The 19,648-nt window shown below is 57.5% G+C and carries 18 protein-coding genes; 9 read left to right on the top strand and 9 right to left on the bottom strand.

Going from position 1 to position 19,648, the window contains the following annotated elements; translation table 11 throughout:
- Nucleotides 1-1,374, bottom strand: a complete 1,374-nt coding sequence (locus tag EBB79_RS11975) for a pyruvate dehydrogenase complex E1 component subunit beta (RefSeq protein ID WP_127749111.1) — start codon at nt 1,372-1,374, stop codon at nt 1-3.
- 14 nt (nt 1,375-1,388) lie between these two features.
- Complete coding sequence (gene pdhA, locus EBB79_RS11970; RefSeq protein ID WP_127749110.1) at nt 1,389-2,378, bottom strand: pyruvate dehydrogenase (acetyl-transferring) E1 component subunit alpha; 990 nt, start codon at nt 2,376-2,378, stop codon at nt 1,389-1,391.
- A 191-nt stretch (nt 2,379-2,569) separates the two neighbouring features.
- Here pdhA and EBB79_RS11965 point away from each other — a divergent pair, with 191 nt between their 5' ends.
- Nucleotides 2,570-2,971, top strand: a complete 402-nt coding sequence (locus tag EBB79_RS11965; protein ID WP_127749109.1) for a DUF6924 domain-containing protein — start codon at nt 2,570-2,572, stop codon at nt 2,969-2,971.
- Here the strand turns inward: EBB79_RS11965 and EBB79_RS11960 are convergent.
- Entirely contained in the window at nt 2,968-3,267 is a 300-nt protein-coding gene (locus tag EBB79_RS11960; protein ID WP_127749108.1) for a septum formation initiator family protein, read from the bottom strand. The two genes, EBB79_RS11965 and EBB79_RS11960, sit on opposite strands and share 4 nt — an antisense overlap.
- A 337-nt stretch (nt 3,268-3,604) precedes the next feature.
- Nucleotides 3,605-4,795 carry a phosphoglycerate kinase gene (locus EBB79_RS11955; protein WP_127749107.1) on the bottom strand — a complete coding sequence of 397 codons (1,191 nt, stop codon included), beginning with the start codon at nt 4,793-4,795 and terminating at the stop codon, nt 3,605-3,607.
- A 132-nt stretch (nt 4,796-4,927) separates the two neighbouring features.
- Here EBB79_RS11955 and EBB79_RS11950 point away from each other — a divergent pair, with 132 nt between their 5' ends.
- The 3 genes from EBB79_RS11950 to EBB79_RS11940 all read left to right on the top strand — a co-directional run bounded on the left by EBB79_RS11950 (nt 4,928) and on the right by EBB79_RS11940 (nt 7,083).
- Nucleotides 4,928-5,434, top strand: coding sequence for a peptidylprolyl isomerase (locus EBB79_RS11950; RefSeq protein WP_127749106.1), 507 nt, complete (start codon nt 4,928-4,930; stop codon nt 5,432-5,434).
- The gene (locus EBB79_RS11945) at nt 5,427-5,975 is read left to right on the top strand and encodes a peptidylprolyl isomerase (RefSeq protein ID WP_127749105.1); all 549 of its coding nucleotides are present in this window, start codon (nt 5,427-5,429) and stop codon (nt 5,973-5,975) included. Before EBB79_RS11950 ends, EBB79_RS11945 begins: the two co-directional genes overlap by 8 nt.
- 136 nt (nt 5,976-6,111) lie before the next feature.
- Entirely contained in the window at nt 6,112-7,083 is a 972-nt protein-coding gene (locus EBB79_RS11940) for a DUF3179 domain-containing protein (RefSeq protein ID WP_127749104.1), read from the top strand.
- Nucleotides 7,084-7,207: 124 nt separating this feature from the next.
- On the opposite strand, the gene EBB79_RS11935 is transcribed toward EBB79_RS11940, so the two are convergent.
- From EBB79_RS11935 to EBB79_RS11920, 4 genes are all read right to left on the bottom strand, one after another.
- A complete protein-coding gene (locus EBB79_RS11935) occupies nt 7,208-7,732 on the bottom strand; it encodes a bactofilin family protein (protein ID WP_127749103.1) in 525 nt (174 codons plus the stop codon).
- Complete coding sequence (locus tag EBB79_RS11930) at nt 7,722-9,053, bottom strand: DUF5930 domain-containing protein (protein ID WP_127749102.1); 1,332 nt, start codon at nt 9,051-9,053, stop codon at nt 7,722-7,724. Before EBB79_RS11930 ends, EBB79_RS11935 begins: the two co-directional genes overlap by 11 nt.
- Before the next feature lie 190 nt (nt 9,054-9,243).
- On the bottom strand, nt 9,244-10,092 hold the full coding sequence (locus EBB79_RS11925; protein ID WP_420850335.1) for a ferritin-like domain-containing protein: 849 nt from the start codon (nt 10,090-10,092) through the stop codon (nt 9,244-9,246).
- Nucleotides 10,093-10,474: 382 nt separating this feature from the next.
- The gene (locus EBB79_RS11920) at nt 10,475-10,939 is read right to left on the bottom strand and encodes a peroxiredoxin (protein WP_127749100.1); all 465 of its coding nucleotides are present in this window, start codon (nt 10,937-10,939) and stop codon (nt 10,475-10,477) included.
- A gap of 176 nt (nt 10,940-11,115) precedes the next feature.
- On the opposite strand from EBB79_RS11920, the gene EBB79_RS11915 reads away from it, so the two are divergent.
- The 4 genes from EBB79_RS11915 to EBB79_RS11900 all read left to right on the top strand — a co-directional run bounded on the left by EBB79_RS11915 (nt 11,116) and on the right by EBB79_RS11900 (nt 17,636).
- Entirely contained in the window at nt 11,116-14,424 is a 3,309-nt protein-coding gene (locus EBB79_RS11915) for a YhdP family protein (RefSeq protein WP_127749099.1), read from the top strand.
- Between the two features lie 56 nt (nt 14,425-14,480).
- Nucleotides 14,481-15,527: a tRNA preQ1(34) S-adenosylmethionine ribosyltransferase-isomerase QueA gene (queA, locus tag EBB79_RS11910; protein WP_127749098.1), complete on the top strand. Its 1,047-nt coding sequence runs from the start codon at nt 14,481-14,483 to the stop codon at nt 15,525-15,527.
- A gap of 117 nt (nt 15,528-15,644) precedes the next feature.
- Complete coding sequence (locus EBB79_RS11905; RefSeq protein WP_127749097.1) at nt 15,645-16,919, top strand: MFS transporter; 1,275 nt, start codon at nt 15,645-15,647, stop codon at nt 16,917-16,919.
- Nucleotides 16,920-17,057: 138 nt separating this feature from the next.
- Nucleotides 17,058-17,636 (top strand): DUF924 family protein, encoded by a 579-nt coding sequence (locus EBB79_RS11900; RefSeq protein ID WP_127749096.1) that lies wholly within the window; start codon nt 17,058-17,060, stop codon nt 17,634-17,636.
- A gap of 5 nt (nt 17,637-17,641) precedes the next feature.
- On the opposite strand, the gene EBB79_RS11895 is transcribed toward EBB79_RS11900, so the two are convergent.
- Entirely contained in the window at nt 17,642-18,040 is a 399-nt protein-coding gene (locus EBB79_RS11895) for a hypothetical protein (protein ID WP_127749095.1), read from the bottom strand.
- A 201-nt stretch (nt 18,041-18,241) separates the two neighbouring features.
- Between EBB79_RS11895 and lpdA the strand changes: the two genes are divergently transcribed.
- Nucleotides 18,242-19,636 (top strand): dihydrolipoyl dehydrogenase, encoded by a 1,395-nt coding sequence (gene lpdA, locus EBB79_RS11890; protein ID WP_127749094.1) that lies wholly within the window; start codon nt 18,242-18,244, stop codon nt 19,634-19,636.
- Nucleotides 19,637-19,648: the final 12 nt, after the last annotated feature.

Here is a 19,648-nt window from a genome sequence, read left to right as displayed (position 1 = left end):
TTACCGGTAAGTCACTTGTTTCACGGCAGCAATCACCTCATCCGTGGTGATCAGCGCGTGTTTTTCGAGGTTGGCGGCATAGGGCATAGGCACGTCCTTGCCGGTGCAGGTGATGATCGGCGCATCCAGATAGTCGAACGCCTGCTGCATCACCTCGGAGGCGATGTAACTGCCGACAGAGCCCTGAGGCCAGCCTTCTTCAACTGTGACCAGACGGTTTGTTTTCATCACCGATTTGATCACTGTTGGCAGATCCATCGGGCGCAGGGTGCGCAGATCGATGACTTCGGCTGAAATACCGTCCTCAGCCAGTTTCTCTGCAGCTTCCAAAGCATACTGCATACCAATACCAAAGGAGACGATGGTGACGTCAGACCCTTCGCGCCAGATGCGGGCCTTGCCAAACGGAACGGTGTAGTCGTCCAGCTTGGGCATATCAAAGGCACGACCGTAGAGGATCTCATTCTCCAGGAAGACCACCGGGTTGGGATCACGGATTGCAGTTTTCAGCAATCCCTTGGCGTCAGAGGCCGAATAGGGGGCCACCACCTTGAGGCCCGGAACCTGCATGTACCAGGCGGCGAAACACTGGCTGTGCTGGGCCCCTACGCGGGCGGCTGCGCCATTGGCACCACGGAACACCATAGGCGCGCCCATCTGACCACCGGACATATACAATGTTTTGGCAGCCGAGTTGATGATCTGGTCAATTGCCTGCATGGCAAAGTTGAAGGTCATGAACTCGACAATGGGTTTCAACCCACCAAAAGCGGCGCCGACGGCGATGCCGGTAAAGCCATGTTCGGTGATGGGGGTGTCGATGACGCGTTTGGCGCCAAATTCGTCCAGCAGGCCCTGCGAGATCTTGTAAGCGCCCTGATATTCGGCGACCTCTTCGCCCATCAAAAAGACGTTTTCGTCACCGCGCATCTCTTCGGCCATGGCGTCGCGCAAGGCTTCGCGGACAGTCGATTGTACGATTTCGGTGCCTTCGGGCCAATCCGGAGTCAGGTCAACCACCGGTGCTGCAGCAACGGCTGCAACCGGAGCGGCGGCGTCTGTACTTGCCGCAGGGCTCGGGTCGGCGGTGGCGGCTGGAGCTGCGGCCACCGGTGCCGCGTCCAGGGCTTCACCGTCTTCCACCAGAATGGCGATGGCGGTGTTGACCTTTACCGCTTCGGTGCCCTCGGCGATCAGGATCTTGCCGATCACGCCTTCATCAACGGCCTCGAACTCCATCGTGGCCTTGTCGGTTTCGATTTCGGCCATAATGTCACCAGAGGCGACGGTGTCGCCCTCTTTGACCAGCCATTTTGCCAGCGTGCCTTCCTCCATCGTTGGAGATAGGGCGGGCATCAGAATTTCAGTTGCCATGTTTGATAGTCCCCTCAGGCGTAAATGTCGGTCCAGAGCTCATCGAGCGCTGGTTCCGGGCTGGTGCGGGCAAAGTCGGCGGCCTCGTTGACCACAGCCTTGATGTCCTTGTCGATCGCCTTGAGGTCATCCTCGGTGGCGTATTTGTTGTCCAACAGCATGGCGCGGACCTGCTCGATGGGATCACGTTCCTCGCGCATTTTCTGGACCTCTTCGCGGGTCCGGTACTTGGCCGGGTCCGACATCGAGTGGCCGCGGTAGCGATAGGTTTTGACCTCGAGAATATAAGGTCCCTTGCCTGCGCGGCAGTGAGCCACTGCGCGTTCGCCGGCCTCTTTGACGGCCAGAACGCTCATACCATCAACGGCTTCGCCGGGAATGCCAAAGGCCTCGCCGCGGGTGTAGATGTCAGGGGTGACTGAAGATCGCTGTTGCGAAGTGCCCATGGCATATTGGTTGTTCTCGATGACAAAGATCACCGGAAGCTGCCACAGTGCGGCCATGTTGAAGGTCTCGTAGACCTGACCCTGGTTGGAGGCACCGTCTCCGAAGTAGGTGAAGGAGACGTTGTCGTTGCCCTTATACTTGTCAGCAAAGGCCAGACCGGCACCGATCGGCACCTGGGCTGCCACGATACCATGTCCACCATAGAAGTTTTTCTCTTTCGAGAACATGTGCATAGAGCCGCCCTTGCCCTTGGACAAGCCGCCGGTGCGTCCGGTCAGCTCAGCCATGACGCCGCCGGGGTCCATACCGCAGGCCAGCATATGGCCGTGGTCACGGTAGGAGGTCAGACGTTTGTCGCCTTCCTTGGCCGTGGCTTCGAGACCGACAACAACCGCTTCCTGACCGATGTAGAGATGGCAGAAACCGCCGATCAGCCCCATGCCGTAGAGTTGCCCGGCCTTTTCTTCGAATCGTCGAATGAGCAACATTGAGCGGTAGTGCTCTGTCAGCTCCTCGGCGGAAACATTTGTTTTCTTAACGCTTTTTCTCGCAGCCATGGTGGCGAACTCCCCCTGTAGGCTAGATAGTTTAGTGTTAAACTATCTAATAAAGGATTTTGGTGCTGGTGGCGAGTATTATTGTTGCGCGCCCCCAAAGTGGGTTTTGTTTGGGCATTGTCTGCAGAGGATGTTAGGAGCAGACGCAGGATATTAAAACAGAGATTATTTTGTTTGTATGGGAAAGTGAATTGGAAGACTCTGCGTCGCCGCTGGTGCTGATAACAGCTGGAAGACCCACAAAATGGCAAAAGCTGTGCGAAGACAGCTTGCATGAAAACGAATTGGGGTTTCGAGCTGATTTGAGGTTTGTCGAAGAGCCGCGTTTTCTTGGCGCTGATGAGGTCGCGCTGAGAGAGGCGTTTCCCTATCCCGAAGCGGTGGTCATTTTCGCGGTTGATGATCTAACGTTGTCTCAAGAAGGCCGCCCTGTTCTCTGCATTGATCCCGAAGGCCAGGCCCCGTCGTTCCGTGCTGACTTTGACGAGATTTGGCAGGTGGACAACAACCTTTCGACCGGAAATTTACTATTCGACGAGATTGTGGACGAATGTGTTGAGCAGGGTTACCTGAAGCCGATCGCTGACTATTAGTGGATCACGATCTCGTCGGCGCGCAAGACACCCAGAACCGAGCGGGCCTGTTCGTCAAGAAGGTCCAGATCGAGAAAATCGTCGGACAGCCGATGGGTGAGGTTTTCCACTTGCGCGATTTCAAGGTTGAGCCGGGCGAGATCGCGGCTCAAGGTCTCTGCCTCGGCTGCGATCTCGACCCTGCGAAACAACCCGAAATCTCCTTGGACGGCCGCAAAGGTGAAATATGCGCTGAGCGCAAATGCGGCGGCAAAGAAGGACAAAGATCCAAAGTTGGGTCTGTGATTGCGGGTCAATTGGGAGTGCCTGTATGGTCTGCTCAAGTTTTTGTAGCGCCGGTTGATCCAGCGTCTGTCCCTGTTATGGCACAGGCGAATCAGCTTGTGAATCCCCTTTGAGTCCAAGGAACTAAGTTTTTTTTGTTAACGGTTTGGTAGGGATTTTTGTGGAGGCCCTGCGGGCCTGGCCTCCGGCGGGGATATTTAGGGCCAGATGAAGCCGGGGCGGAAAGATTCTTGTTGTATTGTCATGTATTATCGCACCCCACCGCAGCTGCGCACCGGTGAGAGGCTGACGCGGATTTGGAAAGCTTGCAGTTGCATCGTCGGTGGGGCGCAGGTGTTGTGGTTGATGTCAGCGGGTCAAAGCGGCAACACCTGGCAGTGTTTTGCCTTCCATCCATTCCAGGAATGCGCCGCCAGCGGTTGAAATGTAGCTGAAATCATCGGCGGCATTGGCCTGATTGAGGGCTGCGACGGTATCTCCGCCACCGGCGACGCTGATCAGAGCGCCGGATTTGGTCAGGGCGGCAGCAGTTTGAGCGGCCGCATTGGTGGCGGCGTCAAAGGGCGGCAGTTCAAACGCGCCCATGGGGCCGTTCCAGATCAGGGTTTTGGAGGCGGCCAGAACCGCAGCCATGGCTTTGACTGTGGCGGGTCCAGCATCGAGGATCATGGCATCCGCCGGGCAGGCATTTGCGGCGACAGTTTCGTTGGCAGCCCCGGCCTTGAACGCGCGTGCGACCACGACGTCGCTGGGCAGCAAGATCTGACAGCCTGCGGTTTCGGCTTTGGCCATGATTTCAAGCGCGGTGCCGGTCATATCATGTTCACACAGAGATTTACCAACATCATGTCCCTGAGCAGCCAGGAAGGTATTGGCCATGCCGCCGCCGATCACCAGATGGTCTACTTTTTCGACCAGATTTCCGAGCAGTTCCAGCTTTGACGACACTTTGGCGCCACCGACCACAGCCATCACCGGGCGTTTGGGCTGGGCCAGTGCCCCTTCGAGAGCGGAAAGTTCTGCCTGCATCAACCGACCGGCACAGGCGGGCAGCAACTGGGCCAGGGCCTCGGTTGAGGCATGAGCGCGGTGGGCGGCGGAGAAGGCGTCGTTGCAGTAGATGTCACCCAATTCGGCAATTTCTGCAGCTAGGGCGGCGTCGTTCTTTTCTTCGCCGGAGTGGAAACGGGTGTTTTCCAGCAGCAGGATTTGACCGGGTTGCAGTGCGGCGACGGCGGCCTGGGCGGCGGGGCCGCGGCAGTCGGCGCAAAACACCACCGGTGCGCCAAAGGCGACTTCGAGCGGGGCCTGAAGGGGCCGCAGGGACATGTCCGGCACCACCTGACCCTTGGGTCGGCCAAAATGCGCCAATAGGATCGGGCTGCCGCCCTGGGCAAGGATATCAGCAACGGAGGGCACCACCCGGCGGATGCGGGTGTCGTCGCTGACCTGCCCGTTTTCCATCGGTACGTTGATATCAACGCGCAGCAAGACCTTTTTGCCGCCCAGCTCCATATCGTCCAGCGTGTTCCAGCCCATGTCCGTCTCCTTGGAAAACTATGTCAATCTGCAGTTTATTTCGGTGCTTTTGGCTGTGAGGTCAATGCTCCCTTGGCAATTGGCGGCGGGCGGATTAATTATCTGCGCAATCAGTTACGTCAGGAGAGCCAAATGGCCGAGATTAAAGATCCAGAGAACACTATCATCATCGAGCTGACAGGCGGCAATGTCGTCATTGAGCTGCTGTCGGATGTTGCACCGCAACATTGTGAGCGGATGAAAGAGCTGACTCGCAGTGGCGCCTATAACAATGTTTGCTTTCACCGGGTGATCGACGGCTTTATGGCCCAGACCGGTGATGTGGCCAATGGCAACATGGAAGAGGGTTTCAACCTGCGCAGTGCAGGCACAGGTGGTTCCGACCTGCCGGATCTGCCAGCTGAGTTTTCCAAGCTTCCACATGACCGTGGTACCATTGGGGCGGCCCGTTCGGCCAATCCGAACAGCGCCAACTCGCAGTTCTTCATCAACTTTAGTGACAACCATTTCCTGAACGGCCAGTACACTGTGTACGGTCGGGTGATTGAGGGTATGGACCATGTGGATACCATCGTACGCGGTGAACCACCGGTGGAGCCGGATCGGATGATCTCGGTCAAGGTGGCAGCGGATGCTTAAACTCGCAGCTGCCTTTGCCCTGTTGGCCAGCCCGGCGCTGGCGACAGGTCTTGAGATTACCATTGCCGGCGAAGGTGCCAATGGCACGGTTGTGATTGACCTGCTGGAGGACGTCGCCCCGAAACACGTTGCGCAGATTACTGCGCTGGCGGCTGAGGGCAAATATGACGGGGTGGTGTTTCACCGTGTGATTGACGGCTTTATGGCGCAGACAGGTGACGTTCAGTATGGCCTGGAAGGCGCGGATATGCGCCGGGCCGGAACCGGTGGATCCGATCTGGGCAATATCGACGCCGAGTTCTCGGATGTGCCGTTTGATGCCGGTGTTGTGGGCATGGCTCGCAGCCAGAGCCCCAACAGTGCCAACTCGCAATTCTTTATCATGTTTGATGCCGGACACTTCCTGAACGGGCAATATACCGTTGTTGGAAAGGTCACCAAAGGCATGGATGTGGTGAATGCCATCAAGCTGGGGACTGGCGGCAATGGTGCTGTTATTGGCGCGCCGGACGTTATGAAAACGGTAACCGTAACCGAATAAACAGTCGGAACTTCCTTGGGGGAAGCTCTGCAGCTTAAGGTGTGAGCAGCCGATGCGTCGTCGGCTGCTCACGTCATTGTTGGGTGCGTGTTACCGCGCAACAGCGCATTCTGCTCTCGTAAATTGGGGGTGTGTGATGGCAATCAGATCCATTTTAAGCATAACACTGATCTGGTTTGGCAGTTTTGTTTTGGCCGATCCTGCGCTGTGGCAGCGAGAATGGCCGCAGACTGATTTCTCCAAAACCAGCGTAAGTGATTGGTCAGAGATCCTGTCGGGCGGACCGCCCCGGGATGGAATTCCGGCGTTGAATGATCCTGACTTTATCCCGGCTGGTAAAGAGCGCGACATTGGACCGCGTGAGCCGGTCATCACGGTTGAAATTGCCGGTCAGCTGGCGCGGGCCTATCCGCTGCGATATTTGACCTGGCACGAAATTGTGAATGATCGCATTGGTGCTGTGCCGGTGGCGGTGACGTTTTGCCCGTTATGTAACTCGGGCCTGAGTTTTGATCGCCGCACGGCAGCAGGTGTGCTGACATTTGGCGTGTCAGGAAAGCTGCGCAATTCGGATATGGTGATGTTTGACCGTGAGACCGAAAGCTGGTGGCAGCAGGCATTGGGGCAGGGCATTGTCGGAGAGATGACTGGGGTCAGGCTAAAGTCACTGCCCAGTTGGATGGAAAGCTGGCAGGAGTTTGCCGACCGCAACCCCGATGGGCTGGTGATGGCAGAGCCCGCCTATAACCGGTCTTACGGGCGCAATCCCTATCGGGGTTATGACAGTTCACCCCGGCCCTTTCTGTATAATGGCGAGATGCCGCCGCATGGTATCGCGCCACTGGCGCGGGTGGTGCGGGTTGGCACCCGTGCCTGGCCGCTGCAGCGGTTGGCTGACCTGGGCGATGTCCATGAGGCCGGGGTAGTGATCCGCTGGCGGGCCGGGCAGGCCTCGGCGTTGGATACTGGACAAATTAGCAAGGGACGGGATGTGGGGTCGATCCGGGTGCGGGACGGTCAGGGCCGCGATCTGCCCCATGATGTGATGTTTGCCTTTGCCTATCATGCGTTCTGGCCGGACGGGCAGTGGATGCTGGGAGCACCGTAAAGGTGCCGTTCGCGTCAACGACACGCCATGCTGGGCGATGCGAATTGCCACAAAAAAGCGCCGCTGGACTGCTCCGGCGGCGCTTTGAATTGTTGGGATCAGATCGTTTGATCCGATTGCGGTTTTACGCTTTGGTTTTGGCAGCCGGTGCCGCGGCCGGTGCGGCTGCAGCAGCGGGTTTGGGGGCTGGGGCCGTGCGACCTGGGTTCAGCGGGTCATCCTGGCGCTGAACGGAACCCTCAAAATGAGCGCCGCTTTCGATGGCGATGGTCTTGTGGATGATGTCACCCTCGACCCGGGCAGTGGCCGTCAGGCGGACCTTCAAGCCGCGAACACGACCAACGATGCGGCCGTTAATCACCACGTCATCAGCAGTCACTTCGCCTTTGATCGTTGCAGATTCGCCAATGGTCAGCAGGTGCGCGCGGATGTCACCTTCGACGGTGCCTTCGACCTGAATGTCGCCGGTTGTCTTCATGTTACCAGTGACATGCAGGTCCGACGACAGGATTGAGGCCGGTGGCTTGGCCTTTGGGGCACTGGCGCGGAAATCGCTTTGTGCCGGTGCGGCAGGGGCCGAAGCCGGAGCGGCCGGTTTGCTTTCGGGGCTATTAGCGCCGGGTTCGTTGATTTTGCTTTTAGAAAACATTGCGTGCAGCCTTGATATAGATCATCGGGTTAACTGGGTTTCCATTGACCCTTACCTCATAGTGGAGGTGGGTCCCGGTGGACCGTCCGGTGTTACCCATATCACTGATGTGATCCCCGCGCGAGACCCTTTGGCCGACCTTGACGCGGAGGTTTGAATTATGGGCGTAACGTGTCTCAATGCCAAAGGCGTGTCTGATAGTCACAAGTTTGCCGTAGCCGGATTGCCAGCCTGCGTGGGTGACAACACCATCAGCTGTGGCGAAAATATCGGTGCCGGTACGGCCGGCGAAATCCGACCCTTTGTGCAACCGGCGGCCGCCGGTTTTGGGGTCGCGGCGATAGCCATACCCCGAGGTCTGGCGCACTGATCCCAAATTGACTGGCGTGGCGAATGGTGCCTGCTGGGCAGCAATACGATACAGGTTCAGCTGATCCATCTGATTGAGCAACAGATGGGCGCGCGCTTCATCCGCGGTGGGTTCTTCACCGCGGGTCGACAGGGAAAAAGGGTCAAGCGGACCGCCCTGACCGCTGTATCCGCGCCGCACCTGTTCAAGGATGCGATCTGTGGGCATTCCGGCCGAGCGGAACATTTTATCGAGCGGCTCAACCGAAATCGCCATAGCCTCTTCGAGTTGGCGAAAGATCTGGTCATTGCGATCATCCATCAGCCGGATTTCCAGCTCGAGTGCGTCGCGGGCTTGAAGTGCGGCCTGGGCGTCAGACAGGATCTGATCCCGTTCCAATGCCGTTTCCGCCAAAACAGTGGCCACAAAGTCCATCTGTGCAGGGGCAGCTGATGCCGGGGACACTGCTGCCGATCCGGTGTCGCTGTGCTCTTGCAGCTCAGTCAGCTCACCCCGGGCGGCTTCGCGGTCCTGCATGGTTTCGCGCAGCGTTGTCTGGATCACTTCGATGCCAGTTTCCAGCTCGTGGCGCCGGGTTTCAGATGCCAGAATTTCGGACTGCATGACCGAGATCTGTGTCAGCGCCGCATTGAAGCGACGTTGTGCTGCCAGGGCCTCGACGGCGCGGGTATCACGTTCCTCTGACAGCGCATTCAGCCGCTCGCGGTAGGTTTCCTGATCACGTTTAGCCTGCTCGCGAAAGTTGCCCGAGCCGATGCTGTCCATCAGGACAATGGCAGTGGCGACGATGCCCCAGGCAACAATCACACAGGTGCCCGCGACTGCGATCAACTGGGTTTCAGGTCGCAATCGAATAAAGCGCGTATCCGTGTCAGATTTCAGGAAAACGCGTCGTTCGGGGAAGCATCGCTCCAGAAACCCGTGAATTTTTATAGCCAGACGTGTGCGCACGTGCTGATCCTTGTTCCATCCCATATCAAAGGGGCCGTCGCCTGCCTGGTGTCGGCCCCTCAGCAGCAATGAATAGACAGCCGCAAGAGATTGGGCAAGCCTGTTGACCAATTGCGGCCTTGAGCAGGGGGAAACCGCCAACCATGGGCAACAACCCGCCGACGGCGTAAATCGACGTCATAGAGGTGGGTTAGCCCTTTGTCTTCGCTGACAATGGATCGCTCGGACCCTCTGTCAGCGGCCAGTAGAAATCTGGTGGAATTCCAGCGTCAGCGCGTTTTTCTTCGTTAAAGGGTGGCTTTAGTGTCGATTTGAAATAGCGCCGTACCAGGGCGTGGAACATCTCTTTGGGGTCACTGTTTTCTCTGCCGCAGCCGAAATTGAACCACTTTGATCCATAGGCCACATGGCTGACCTCTTCGGTATAAATGATGTTGAGACTGTCAACCGCGGCAGTGTCGCCCGCCTTCTCGAAAAGCTCGATCATCTTTGGTGTGACATCCAGCCCGCGCGCCTCAAGAACCATTGGCACGATGGCCAACCGTCCCTGAAAGTCCAGCGCGGTGTCTTCTGCTGCCCGCCACATTCCATCATGCGCGGGCAGGGCCCCATAAAAGCTGCCCATGCTTTCCAGGCAATCGCACATGAGACCAAAATGCTTGGCTTCGTCGTCGGCGGCCTTTACCCAGTCATCATAAAACCCCATCGGCATCTGTATATGGGCAAACCGTGCGATTATGTCCCAGTGCAGATCCACGGCGTTCAACTCGATATGAGCGACGGCATGCAGCAGGGCAATTCTGCCAGCAGGGGAACCGGGTTTCCGCTTTGGTACATCCCGGGGATTAAGCAATTCTGGTTGGTCCGGCCGGGCAGGGTGATCCGGTGGAGTAGAGTTCCCAAGCGCTATGGAACCGCCATTTTCCCGGGCTGTTGCCCATACTCTGGCATAGGCCCGTGATTTGTCGGCCTTGGCGCGGCCATCTGCCGTGGTCAGCACATCCACCGCCATCGCGGTTAGGGTTGTTGGTATGGCCATGTTCATGAGCTTCTAATTATCTTTTGTGTGAGTTTAGGGCTGTCAGTCGGATACAACGCCAGTTCCCGGCTGTCTCCATATTTAATAGGGTTACCAGCGAAATTTTGGCGGTGATTGGCGGTCTGTTTGATTTTCTGGTGGGCGTCAACATTACTGACAGACAATAGTCTTCATCGAATACTGGACCGGCGAGTGGTCTGGGTCGGACATTAAATCCAGCCACAGCCGCGCCGCGCTTTAGCGCGGCGCCCGGCCCAACGGGAGCGGGCTTTGTCAAAGCCCAGCGACGGGCGGGAGCTCCCGCGTCCGCAGGATCAGCTGCGCTGAACCTTGGCGGACTTGGGCGTGGCGCCGCGCTAGGGCGCGGCGCGGTTGGGACGGATCAAAGCGCTTGTGCGGCGGTGAGAACCTCTTCTACATGGCCATCGACTTTGACCTTTCGCCAAATATGGGCAATGCGCCCCTCGGCATCGATCAAAAAGGTAGACCGTTCGATGCCCCAGTGTTTCTTGCCGTAGAGCGTCTTTTCTTTCCAGGTTCCGTAGTCTTCGCACATGGTGCCGTCGGCATCGGATAGTAGGGGCGTGGTCAACTGGTGTTTTGCGATGAAATTGTCATGTTTCCTGAGGCTGTCCTTTGAGATCCCGAACACCTGTACCCCTGCCTCGGCGAAAGCCTGCAACTGACTGGAAAATCCGATGGATTCCTTGGTGCAGCCCGGCGTATTATCCCGGGGATAGAAAAACAGCACAAAGGCTTTGCCTCGCAGCTCCGTTAGGGAAACGTTTCCGCCGTCTCCCGCTTGGGGCAGTGTGAAATCCGGGGCCGGGTCTGAGGTGTTGAGCATTATTAACGTCTCCATGAAACTCTGTGGAGGCTGGCTGCCACAGAACAGTCGCCACAGGCAAAGGAAAAACACAGATTACGCGTGCTGTGAAAATACCTGGCCCAGAAGCAGAGCCCCTAGGCTCGGCGGATGTGAATGTCGGTCCCGGACGGGTCAGGGGGCGTCGGCGTCGACTGATGCTGCGCCTGTCGGGGTGGATGTTAACCCTCTTGTGTGGGGTGCTGGCCGGTGTGATTTATTTTGGACTTGGGCGTCGATTCGATGCACCTGACTGGCTGCGCCAACGGGTTGAATCCCGGATAGAGCGAAACCTGGGCGAGATGGAGATCGAGTTCGGCCAGATATACATGGTGGTTAATCAGGGTTGGCGCCCCAGAGTTGGATTGCGGGATGTCATTTTGCGCAAGCCTGACGGCACGGTGATGGCGCAATTGACGGATGCGCAGGTCTCTTTGGCAATGCGGCCTTTGTTGTCGGGTCTGGTGCAACCAAAACGGATTAGCATCAGCGGAGTGTTTGCCACTTTGCGACGGGACAAAAGCGGTGACGTGGCGTTGAGTCTGTCCAGTGACGAGACACCAGTGCGACAGGCGGCGGGCGTGCCGCAATTGATCGAACAGTTTGACAGCCTGTTGCTACAGCCCTCTTTGACCGCTTTGGTCGAAATTGAAACTGAAGCCCTTACCCTGCGCTATGAGGACGCCAGGCAGGGGCGGGCCTGGACCCTGGATGGTGGCCATATGCGGTTGAGCCGTGAGGGGCAGGACCTGGATATCTCTGGCGGTTTTTCTGTTCTCAGTGGCCGTGATTATGCCAGTACGGTTGAGGCCAATTACCGCTCGGCGATTGGCGATCCAGCGGCTGAGTTTGGTGTTCTGGTCAGTGAGGTCGCCAGCGAGGATATTGCGTTGCAAAGTCCGGCGCTTGGCTGGTTGCAGGTGCTGCGGGCGCCGATATCGGGATCGTTGCGGGGCGGCATAGACAGCGACGGAGTGATATTGCCTTTTTCGACCAGCTTGTTGATTGGCAATGGTGTTTTGCAACCGACCGACCAAACTCTGCCAATCCCGTTCCAGGGTGCCAGTCTTTACATGACCTATGTGCCGGAAACTCAGGTCCTTAGCTTTGACGAGTTGACGGTGAACAGTGGTTGGGGGGCCGGAACCATGGTGGGAGAGGCCCATCTGAGCGGGGTTGAAAATGGCAAGCTGACCGATCTGGTGGGGCAATTAAAGTTCTCGGATCTTCGGCTGAACCCAAAAGACATGTATGATGCGCCACTGGAACTGACCGGTGTGACCGCAGACCTTAAGCTAGAGCTGAACCCGTTTCGGCTGCGTTTGGGGGAAATGCTGGTCCAGGATGGCGATAGCACTATTCTGCTCAGCGGAGGCCTGCGAGCTGGGAATGAGGGTTGGGATTACGATCTGACCGGCCAGGTGGACCGTGTGGAGGCCGAGCGGATAAAGCAGTTGTGGCCCGAAGCGGCACCGCCGAAACCGCGAAAATGGATGCGTGAAAATCTATGGCAGGGCACGGCGCGTGACATCAACCTGGCCCTACGGGGGCGGGATGGTAAAAAACCGTTCTTATATCTCGATCTTGGGTTTGAGGATGCGGTGGTACAGTTCCAAAAGAACATGCCGCCGCTGCGCAATGCCGCTGGGCAGTTTAGCATCTATGGCAAGCGTTTGGTGGTGATGGCTACCGAGGGCACGGTGACGGCCGATCAGGGCGGTGAGATCGATGCCGCGGGCACTTCGTTCATTATCCCGGATATGTCGGTTAAAAACGGCGGGCCGGGGGTCGCTCGGGTGGTGGCTTCGGGACCTGTTACAGCGGTGTTGTCCCTGTTGAACCGGCCACCATTGTCGGTGTTGAAAAACAGCAATCTGCCTGTGAATCTGGCCAAAGGGGTGGTGAGTGTCGTCGGAACCTTATCGTTACCATTGAAAGAGAAAGTTCCGGTTGAGGAGATATCCTACCACTACCGGGGCCAAATTGACGGAGTCAGCAGCACGATCTTGGTGCCTGGCTACGAATTGTCAGCCCAGCAGATGACGCTGACGGGCGATCATCAAGGCGTTGAAATTCAAGGTGATGGGGCGATTTCCGGAGTGCCGGTTCGCGCTGCCTGGCGGATGGCGCTTGGCAAAGGGGCCCCTAAGACAAGTCGGGTCGAGGGCACGGTCGAGTTGTCGCAATCCGCAGTGGATACCTTTCATCTGGGGCTTCCGGCAGGGTCTATCAGTGGTCAGACCCTAGGCGCATTTTCGGTCGAACTTGCGCCTGACAAACCGCCGGTGCTGAGGTTGCAATCCGACCTCGCGGGTGCGGGCCTGCGCATTCCATCGCTGGGCTGGTCGATCGGCCCCAAGACAACTGGCGCCCTGGATCTGACGGCTCAGTTGGGCGACACCGCACAGGTGGATCAGCTGACGCTGACCGCGCCGGGCCTGTCTGCGAGTGGATCTATCAGCATCCGTGACGGTGGGGGGCTGGACCGGGCGCGGTTTAATGCGGTGACTGTCGGCAATTGGCTGCGCGGAACCGCAGAGCTGGTGGGGCGTGGGCAGGCTGCCCCTGCTGTGACTGTGTCAAGCGGAGTGCTGGACATGCGCAGAATGCCCTTCAGCAGTTCAAGCGGTGCAACGGGCAGCGCAAGCAGTGGACCGATCAGCCTGAAACTTGACCGGCTGCAAGTGACCGACAGCATCGCGCTGCATCGGTTTAACGGTGATTTTTCAACTCTGGGTGGGTTTAACGGCCAGTTCCGCGGTGCCGTGAATGGGCAGACTGTGGTGCGGGGGCAGGTGGTTCCGAAAAACGGCGGCGTGGCGACTCGCATATTGTCGGATGACGCTGGTGGAGTGTTCCGTTCGGCCGGGGCACTGTCCCATGGTCGCGGGGGTGAGCTGGATATGACGTTGACGCCGTCAACCAGTCAACCAGGTGAGTATGATGGTCGGCTCAAGGTGAAAAACACCCGCGCCAAAAATGCGCCCGCGATTGCTGCGCTGATCAATTCCATAAGCCTGGTGGGCTTGATCGATGAACTGGCTGGGCAAGGGATTCTCTTCACTGGCGTCGAGGCCCGGTTTCGGCTTGGACCCAGCTATCTGGTGGTGCATGAAAGCAGCGCTGTGGGGCCATCGATTGGGCTGTCGATGGATGGCAATTACAATCTGGCGACGGGTGTGATGAACATGCGCGGCGTGCTGTCACCGATCTATATGCTGAATGCCATTGGACGGGTTTTCACTCGCAAGGGCGAAGGTTTGATAGGATTTGCCTTTACCCTTCGCGGCACGTCGGATGATCCACAGGTCAAAGTGAATCCATTGTCCGGACTGGCGCCTGGGATGCTGCGCGAGATTTTTCGCGGGCAAGCACCGACCATTCCCGGGCAGGAGGTCATTCCTCCGACGCGGGTGGAACCCACCGATGGGCTGACACCAGCCCAGCGAAGAAGCGAAGAGCGATAAACGCGATTGCCAATCAAAGCATGGTCAAGTGACGCAGAACCGCCTATAGCGCGGGCATGAAACTCAGCGATTTTGACTTTGATCTTCCCGATGATCTGATAGCGACCCGTCCTGCCAGCCCGCGCAGCTCGGCGCGGCTGCTGGTGGCCAATGGTGATGTGCTGCATGACGGCACCGTCACCGATCTGGTAAACTGGCTGCAGCCCGGCGACCGGCTGGTGTTGAATGACACCAAGGTGATCCCGGCGCGCCTAAGCGGGCTGCGCCACCGCAACAGCGCCCAGGGGGCCGTTGCCGCCAAGATCGAGGTGACGCTGCTGGAGCCGTGTGCGGATGGCTGCTGGAGCGCGTTGCTGAAGCCGCTGAAGAAGATCAAGATCGGCGAGGATGTTGTCTTTGGTGACGGTTTCAGCGCTACATTAGAGGCCATTAAGGATGGTCAGGGCCAATTGCGGTTCAATCTTGCGGGCGACGATTTTGATGCGGCCCTGGCGCTGGCGGGCGCGATGCCCTTGCCGCCCTATATCGCAGCAAAACGCCCGGCTGATGCCCAGGATAAACAGGATTATCAAACGGTTTGGGCGCGCAATTCAGGTGCAGTGGCGGCACCAACGGCCAGCCTGCATTTTGACGAGGCCCTGCTGGCAGGTTTGGCAGCCAAGGGCGTGGCATTTACCCATGTCACGCTGCATGTGGGGGCAGGCACGTTTCTGCCGGTCAAGGTCGAAGATGTAACCACCCATAAGATGCATGCAGAATGGGGACGGGTCAGCGACCAGGCTGCTGCAGAAATCGCCGCAACCAAAGCGGCAGGCGGGCGGGTGATCCCTGTGGGCACCACGGCCCTGCGATTGATTGAAAGTGCGGCGCGCGGCGGCGAAATCGCCTCATGGGAAGGGGAGACGGATATCTTCATATACCCGGGGTTCACGTTCCATGTGGCCGACGCGCTGATGACCAATTTCCACTTGCCAAAATCGACCCTGCTAATGCTGGTTTCCGCCTTGATCGGGCAGCAACGGGTACGGGCGATCTATGATCACGCAGTCACGGCTGAGTATCGATTCTTTTCCTATGGCGATGCGTCGCTTTTGATCCCTTGATGACGGAAAACTAACAGACCCATGACTCATTCCCGGAGACAAAAGCAAAACTGAGAGGTCATGCCATATTTGGGCAGGCCGGATGGTGATGCCCCTAAATAAGAAGGAATATCGGGGATGTTTCAGGTTCTGTCGAGCGCGTGGGCGCTGTTGCTGGGAATGGGTTTGCTGATGGTCGGGAACGGCCTGCAGGGCACCTTGCTGGGGGTGCGGGGGGAAATCGAGGGTTTCTCAACCTTGCAGATGTCCTTTGTGATGTCGGCCTATTTCGTTGGCTTCCTGGGTGGCTCTCGCATGACGCCAGAATTGATCCGGCGGGTGGGGCACGTGCGGGTGTTTGCGGCCCTGGCCTCGTTCATTTCAGCTGTGATGATCCTGTACCCGGCTTTCACCCACCCGATCGCCTGGAGCCTGGGCCGTGCGTTGATTGGGTTTTGCTTTTCCGGCGTGTATGTCACCGCAGAAAGCTGGCTGAACAACGCCGCCGACAACGAAAACCGTGGCAAAGCACTGTCTTTGTACATGATCGTGCAAATGTTCGGCATTGTTTCGGCGCAGGGCCTGTTGCTGATTGGCGATCCGGCTGGCTATGAAATCTTCGTTCTGGCTTCGGTGCTGATTTCGGTGTCCTTTGCGCCGATTTTACTGTCGATTTCACCGACGCCCGCTTTTGACACTGCAAAACCCATGAGCCTGAGCCAGTTGATGAAAGCCTCGCCGTTGGGCTGTGTTGGCATGTTCCTGTTGGGCGGCGTCTTTTCGGCCCAATTTGGGATGAGCGCGGTTTACGGCGCCAAGGCTGGGCTGACCCTTTTTGAAATTTCAACCTTTGTGGCAACGTTCTACATTGGTGCGCTGTTGCTCCAGTATCCGATTGGATGGATGTCCGACCGAATGGATCGCCGTATTCTGGTGCTATTTGTCGCGGCATTTGCCGCCGGTGGGTCGGCCCTGGCAGTGGTGTTCGGGGGGCAATTCTGGATGCTGCTGATGGCGGCGTTTCTGGTGGGTGGCCTGGCAAACCCGCTGTATTCGCTTTTGATAGCCCACACCAACGACTATCTGGACCATGATGATATGGCTGCGGCGTCAGGTGGGCTGGTGTTTATCAACGGCCTGGGCGCCATCGCCGGCCCGCTGATCACCGGGTGGCTGATGGGCGACGCAGTGTTCGGACCACCGGGATTTTTCATTTTCATGGCCGTTTTGTTGGTTATGCTCGCGGTGTATGCCGGCTATCGCATCACGCAGCGTCCGGCGATTCCAGTCGAAGACACGGGCAGCATTGCTCCGATGTGGCCAACCGGTACGCCAGTTATGGTTGAGCTGGCGCAGGAACATGCAATTGAAACTGAGCTCGAAGAGCAGGATGCGGCGCAGGAATTAGGATAATTGCGCAAATTAGCCTAATTCTTGCTAAGACTTTCACAAAACGGACACACCTGTTGCAAAATGTTACCGTAAGAGGCTTGTAAGTTGGGCGTAAAACCGTCTGATGTTAGAGGCAGGTAAAATTTTGGAGTATGACCCATGGTTGGTCCCGAAGAGGTTCTGGAGTTCTGGCTCGACGAAGCCGGACCGAAGAGCTGGTATATACAGGACGAGGCGTTCGACGCAGAGATAAGAAACCGGTTTGAGGCGTCATGGCAGGGCTTGTGTGAGGGCAAGTTCTCCATGTGGCTGACCTATCCCAGCGGGGCGCTGGCATATCTTATTCTATCAGATCAGTTTCCCCGCAACATGTTCCGGGGGTCTGGTACCGCATTTGCCAGCGATAAGCGGGCATTGGCCGCAGCCAAGGCTGCAATCAGCAAGAAATGGGATCTAAAGATCGACGAACCGGCCCGGCAGTTCTTCTATTTGCCGCTGATGCATTCTGAGAATCTGTGTGATCAGGATCGCTGTGTGCGCCTGATGAAGGAACGGATGCCGGTTGAAGGCCCGTCTAACATGTTGCATGCGCGGGCTCACCGCGAGGTGATCCGGTTGTTTGGCCGCTTCCCGTATCGCAATGAAGCGCTGGATCGCAGCAGCACCGAACCTGAAATGAACTATGTCACGGCGGGCGGCTACGGCGAAACAGTGCGCCAGTTGCAGGCTTCGGGCTAAGAAATTTAAGACGGCGGCAGCGGGCAACTGGCGAGGCGGCTAATAGGCCCTACCAGTTCGGCTGCTGCCGTCTGTGCCGCGTTCTGGATAATGTCGCTGGGCAGTTGCCGTATCCCGGCCATCTCTTGCTGCAGTGATGCAAGACGTTGATCCAATTTGGTCAATTGGCCGGACACGGCCAATTCCGGGCGGCTGGTAATGTCACGCCGCAAACCGGCTACTTCTGACTGTAAATCTTGAATGCGGGCCTGTACGGGGGTGACCTGAGCTATGGCTTCGGTGACGTCCCCAGTGACATCCTGGATCGTAGATACCAGCATCCACCCCAAATACAGACAGAGTGCCAGCAACAGCAGAGTGGCATTGATCATTGCTTTCAGCAGGTCCAGAATAGTGTGTCTCATGGCAGGGGCCTTTGGCTTGAATACGCGTGACGGGAAATGAATAAGTTACTTTCCCCACATGGTTTCAGAAACGGCTGAGAAATGCTATTGAGAACGATAAAAAAAGGGGCCGGGCGTCGTGCGGCACTGAATGATTGCAGTCGGAAAAAAAATAGTTTAACGGTGAACTAGTTTTTAAACCGCAGTGCTGAGGGAATAACAATGGCTACCAAATCCTTTGATCTGATCGTTATCGGGGCCGGACCGGGCGGCTATGTCGCTGCCATCCGTGGCGCGCAACTGGGACTGAAAGTTGCAGTCGTCGAGCGCGAACACCTTGGCGGTATCTGTCTGAATTGGGGCTGTATCCCAACCAAGGCCTTGCTGCGCAGCTCGGAAGTGTTCCACCTGATGCACCGCGCCAAGGAATTTGGGCTGAAAGCCGACAATATCGACTATGATATTGATGCTGTTGTGAAACGCTCACGCGGGGTGGCCAAGCAGCTGTCCGGTGGTATCGGTCATTTGCTGAAGAAAAATAAGGTCACGGTCATCATGGGCGCGGCGACCATCCCGGCAAAGGGCAAGGTCAGCGTCAAAACGGATAAGGGCACCGAGGAGCTGACGGCCAAGAATATCATTGTGGCCACTGGCGCGCGCGCCCGTGAATTGCCCGGCCTAGAGGCGGACGGTGATCTGGTCTGGACCTATAAACACGCCTTGAACCCGCCAAGGATGCCCAAGAAATTACTGGTTATCGGTTCAGGCGCTATCGGTATCGAATTTGCCAGCTTCTACAACACATTGGGCGCTGACACGACTGTGGTCGAAGTGATGGACCGGGTGCTGCCGGTGGAAGATGCTGAAATATCAGTTTTTGCCCGCAAGCAGTTCAAAAAACAGGGTATGAAGATCATGGAGAAAGCCATGGTTAAACAGCTGGACCGCGGCAAGGGCACCGTCACTGCCCATATCGAAGTGGGCGGCAAAGTTGAGACGCAGGACTTTGACACTGTGATCTCGGCTGTGGGCATCGTCGGCAATGTTGAGGGGCTTGGGCTAGAAGGTCTGGGTGTCAAGATTGACCGGACCCATGTTATCACAGATGAGTTCTGCCGCACCGGTATTGATGGGCTCTATGCCATCGGTGATATCGCAGGCGCGCCGTGGCTGGCGCACAAGGCCTCGCACGAAGGGGTTATGGTTGCTGACCTGATCGCAGGCAAGCACGCGCACCCGGTGAAACCCGAAAGCATCGCGGGCTGCACCTATTGTCATCCGCAGGTGGCCAGTGTCGGTTATACCGAGGCCAAGGCCAAAGAGCTGGGCTATGACGTCAAAGTCGGCCGCTTCCCGTTCATCGGCAACGGCAAGGCGATCGCACTGGGTGAGCCTGAGGGTTTGATCAAGACGGTGTTCGACGCCAAAACCGGTGAATTGCTGGGCGCGCACATGGTCGGCGCCGAGGTGACCGAACTGATCCAAGGATATGTGATTGGCCGTCAGTTGGAAACCACCGAGGAAGATCTGATCAACACGGTGTTCCCGCACCCAACGTTGAGCGAAATGATGCATGAAAGCGTGTTGGATGCATTCGATCGCATGATCCACATGTAATCACGGGCCCAC

The sequence above is a fragment of the Parasedimentitalea marina genome (genome assembly GCF_004006175.1).
Classification (GTDB): domain Bacteria; phylum Pseudomonadota; class Alphaproteobacteria; order Rhodobacterales; family Rhodobacteraceae; genus Parasedimentitalea; species Parasedimentitalea marina.
Note: the sequence above shows the minus strand (reverse complement) of the source record. Positions and strands in the feature narration are given on the sequence as shown.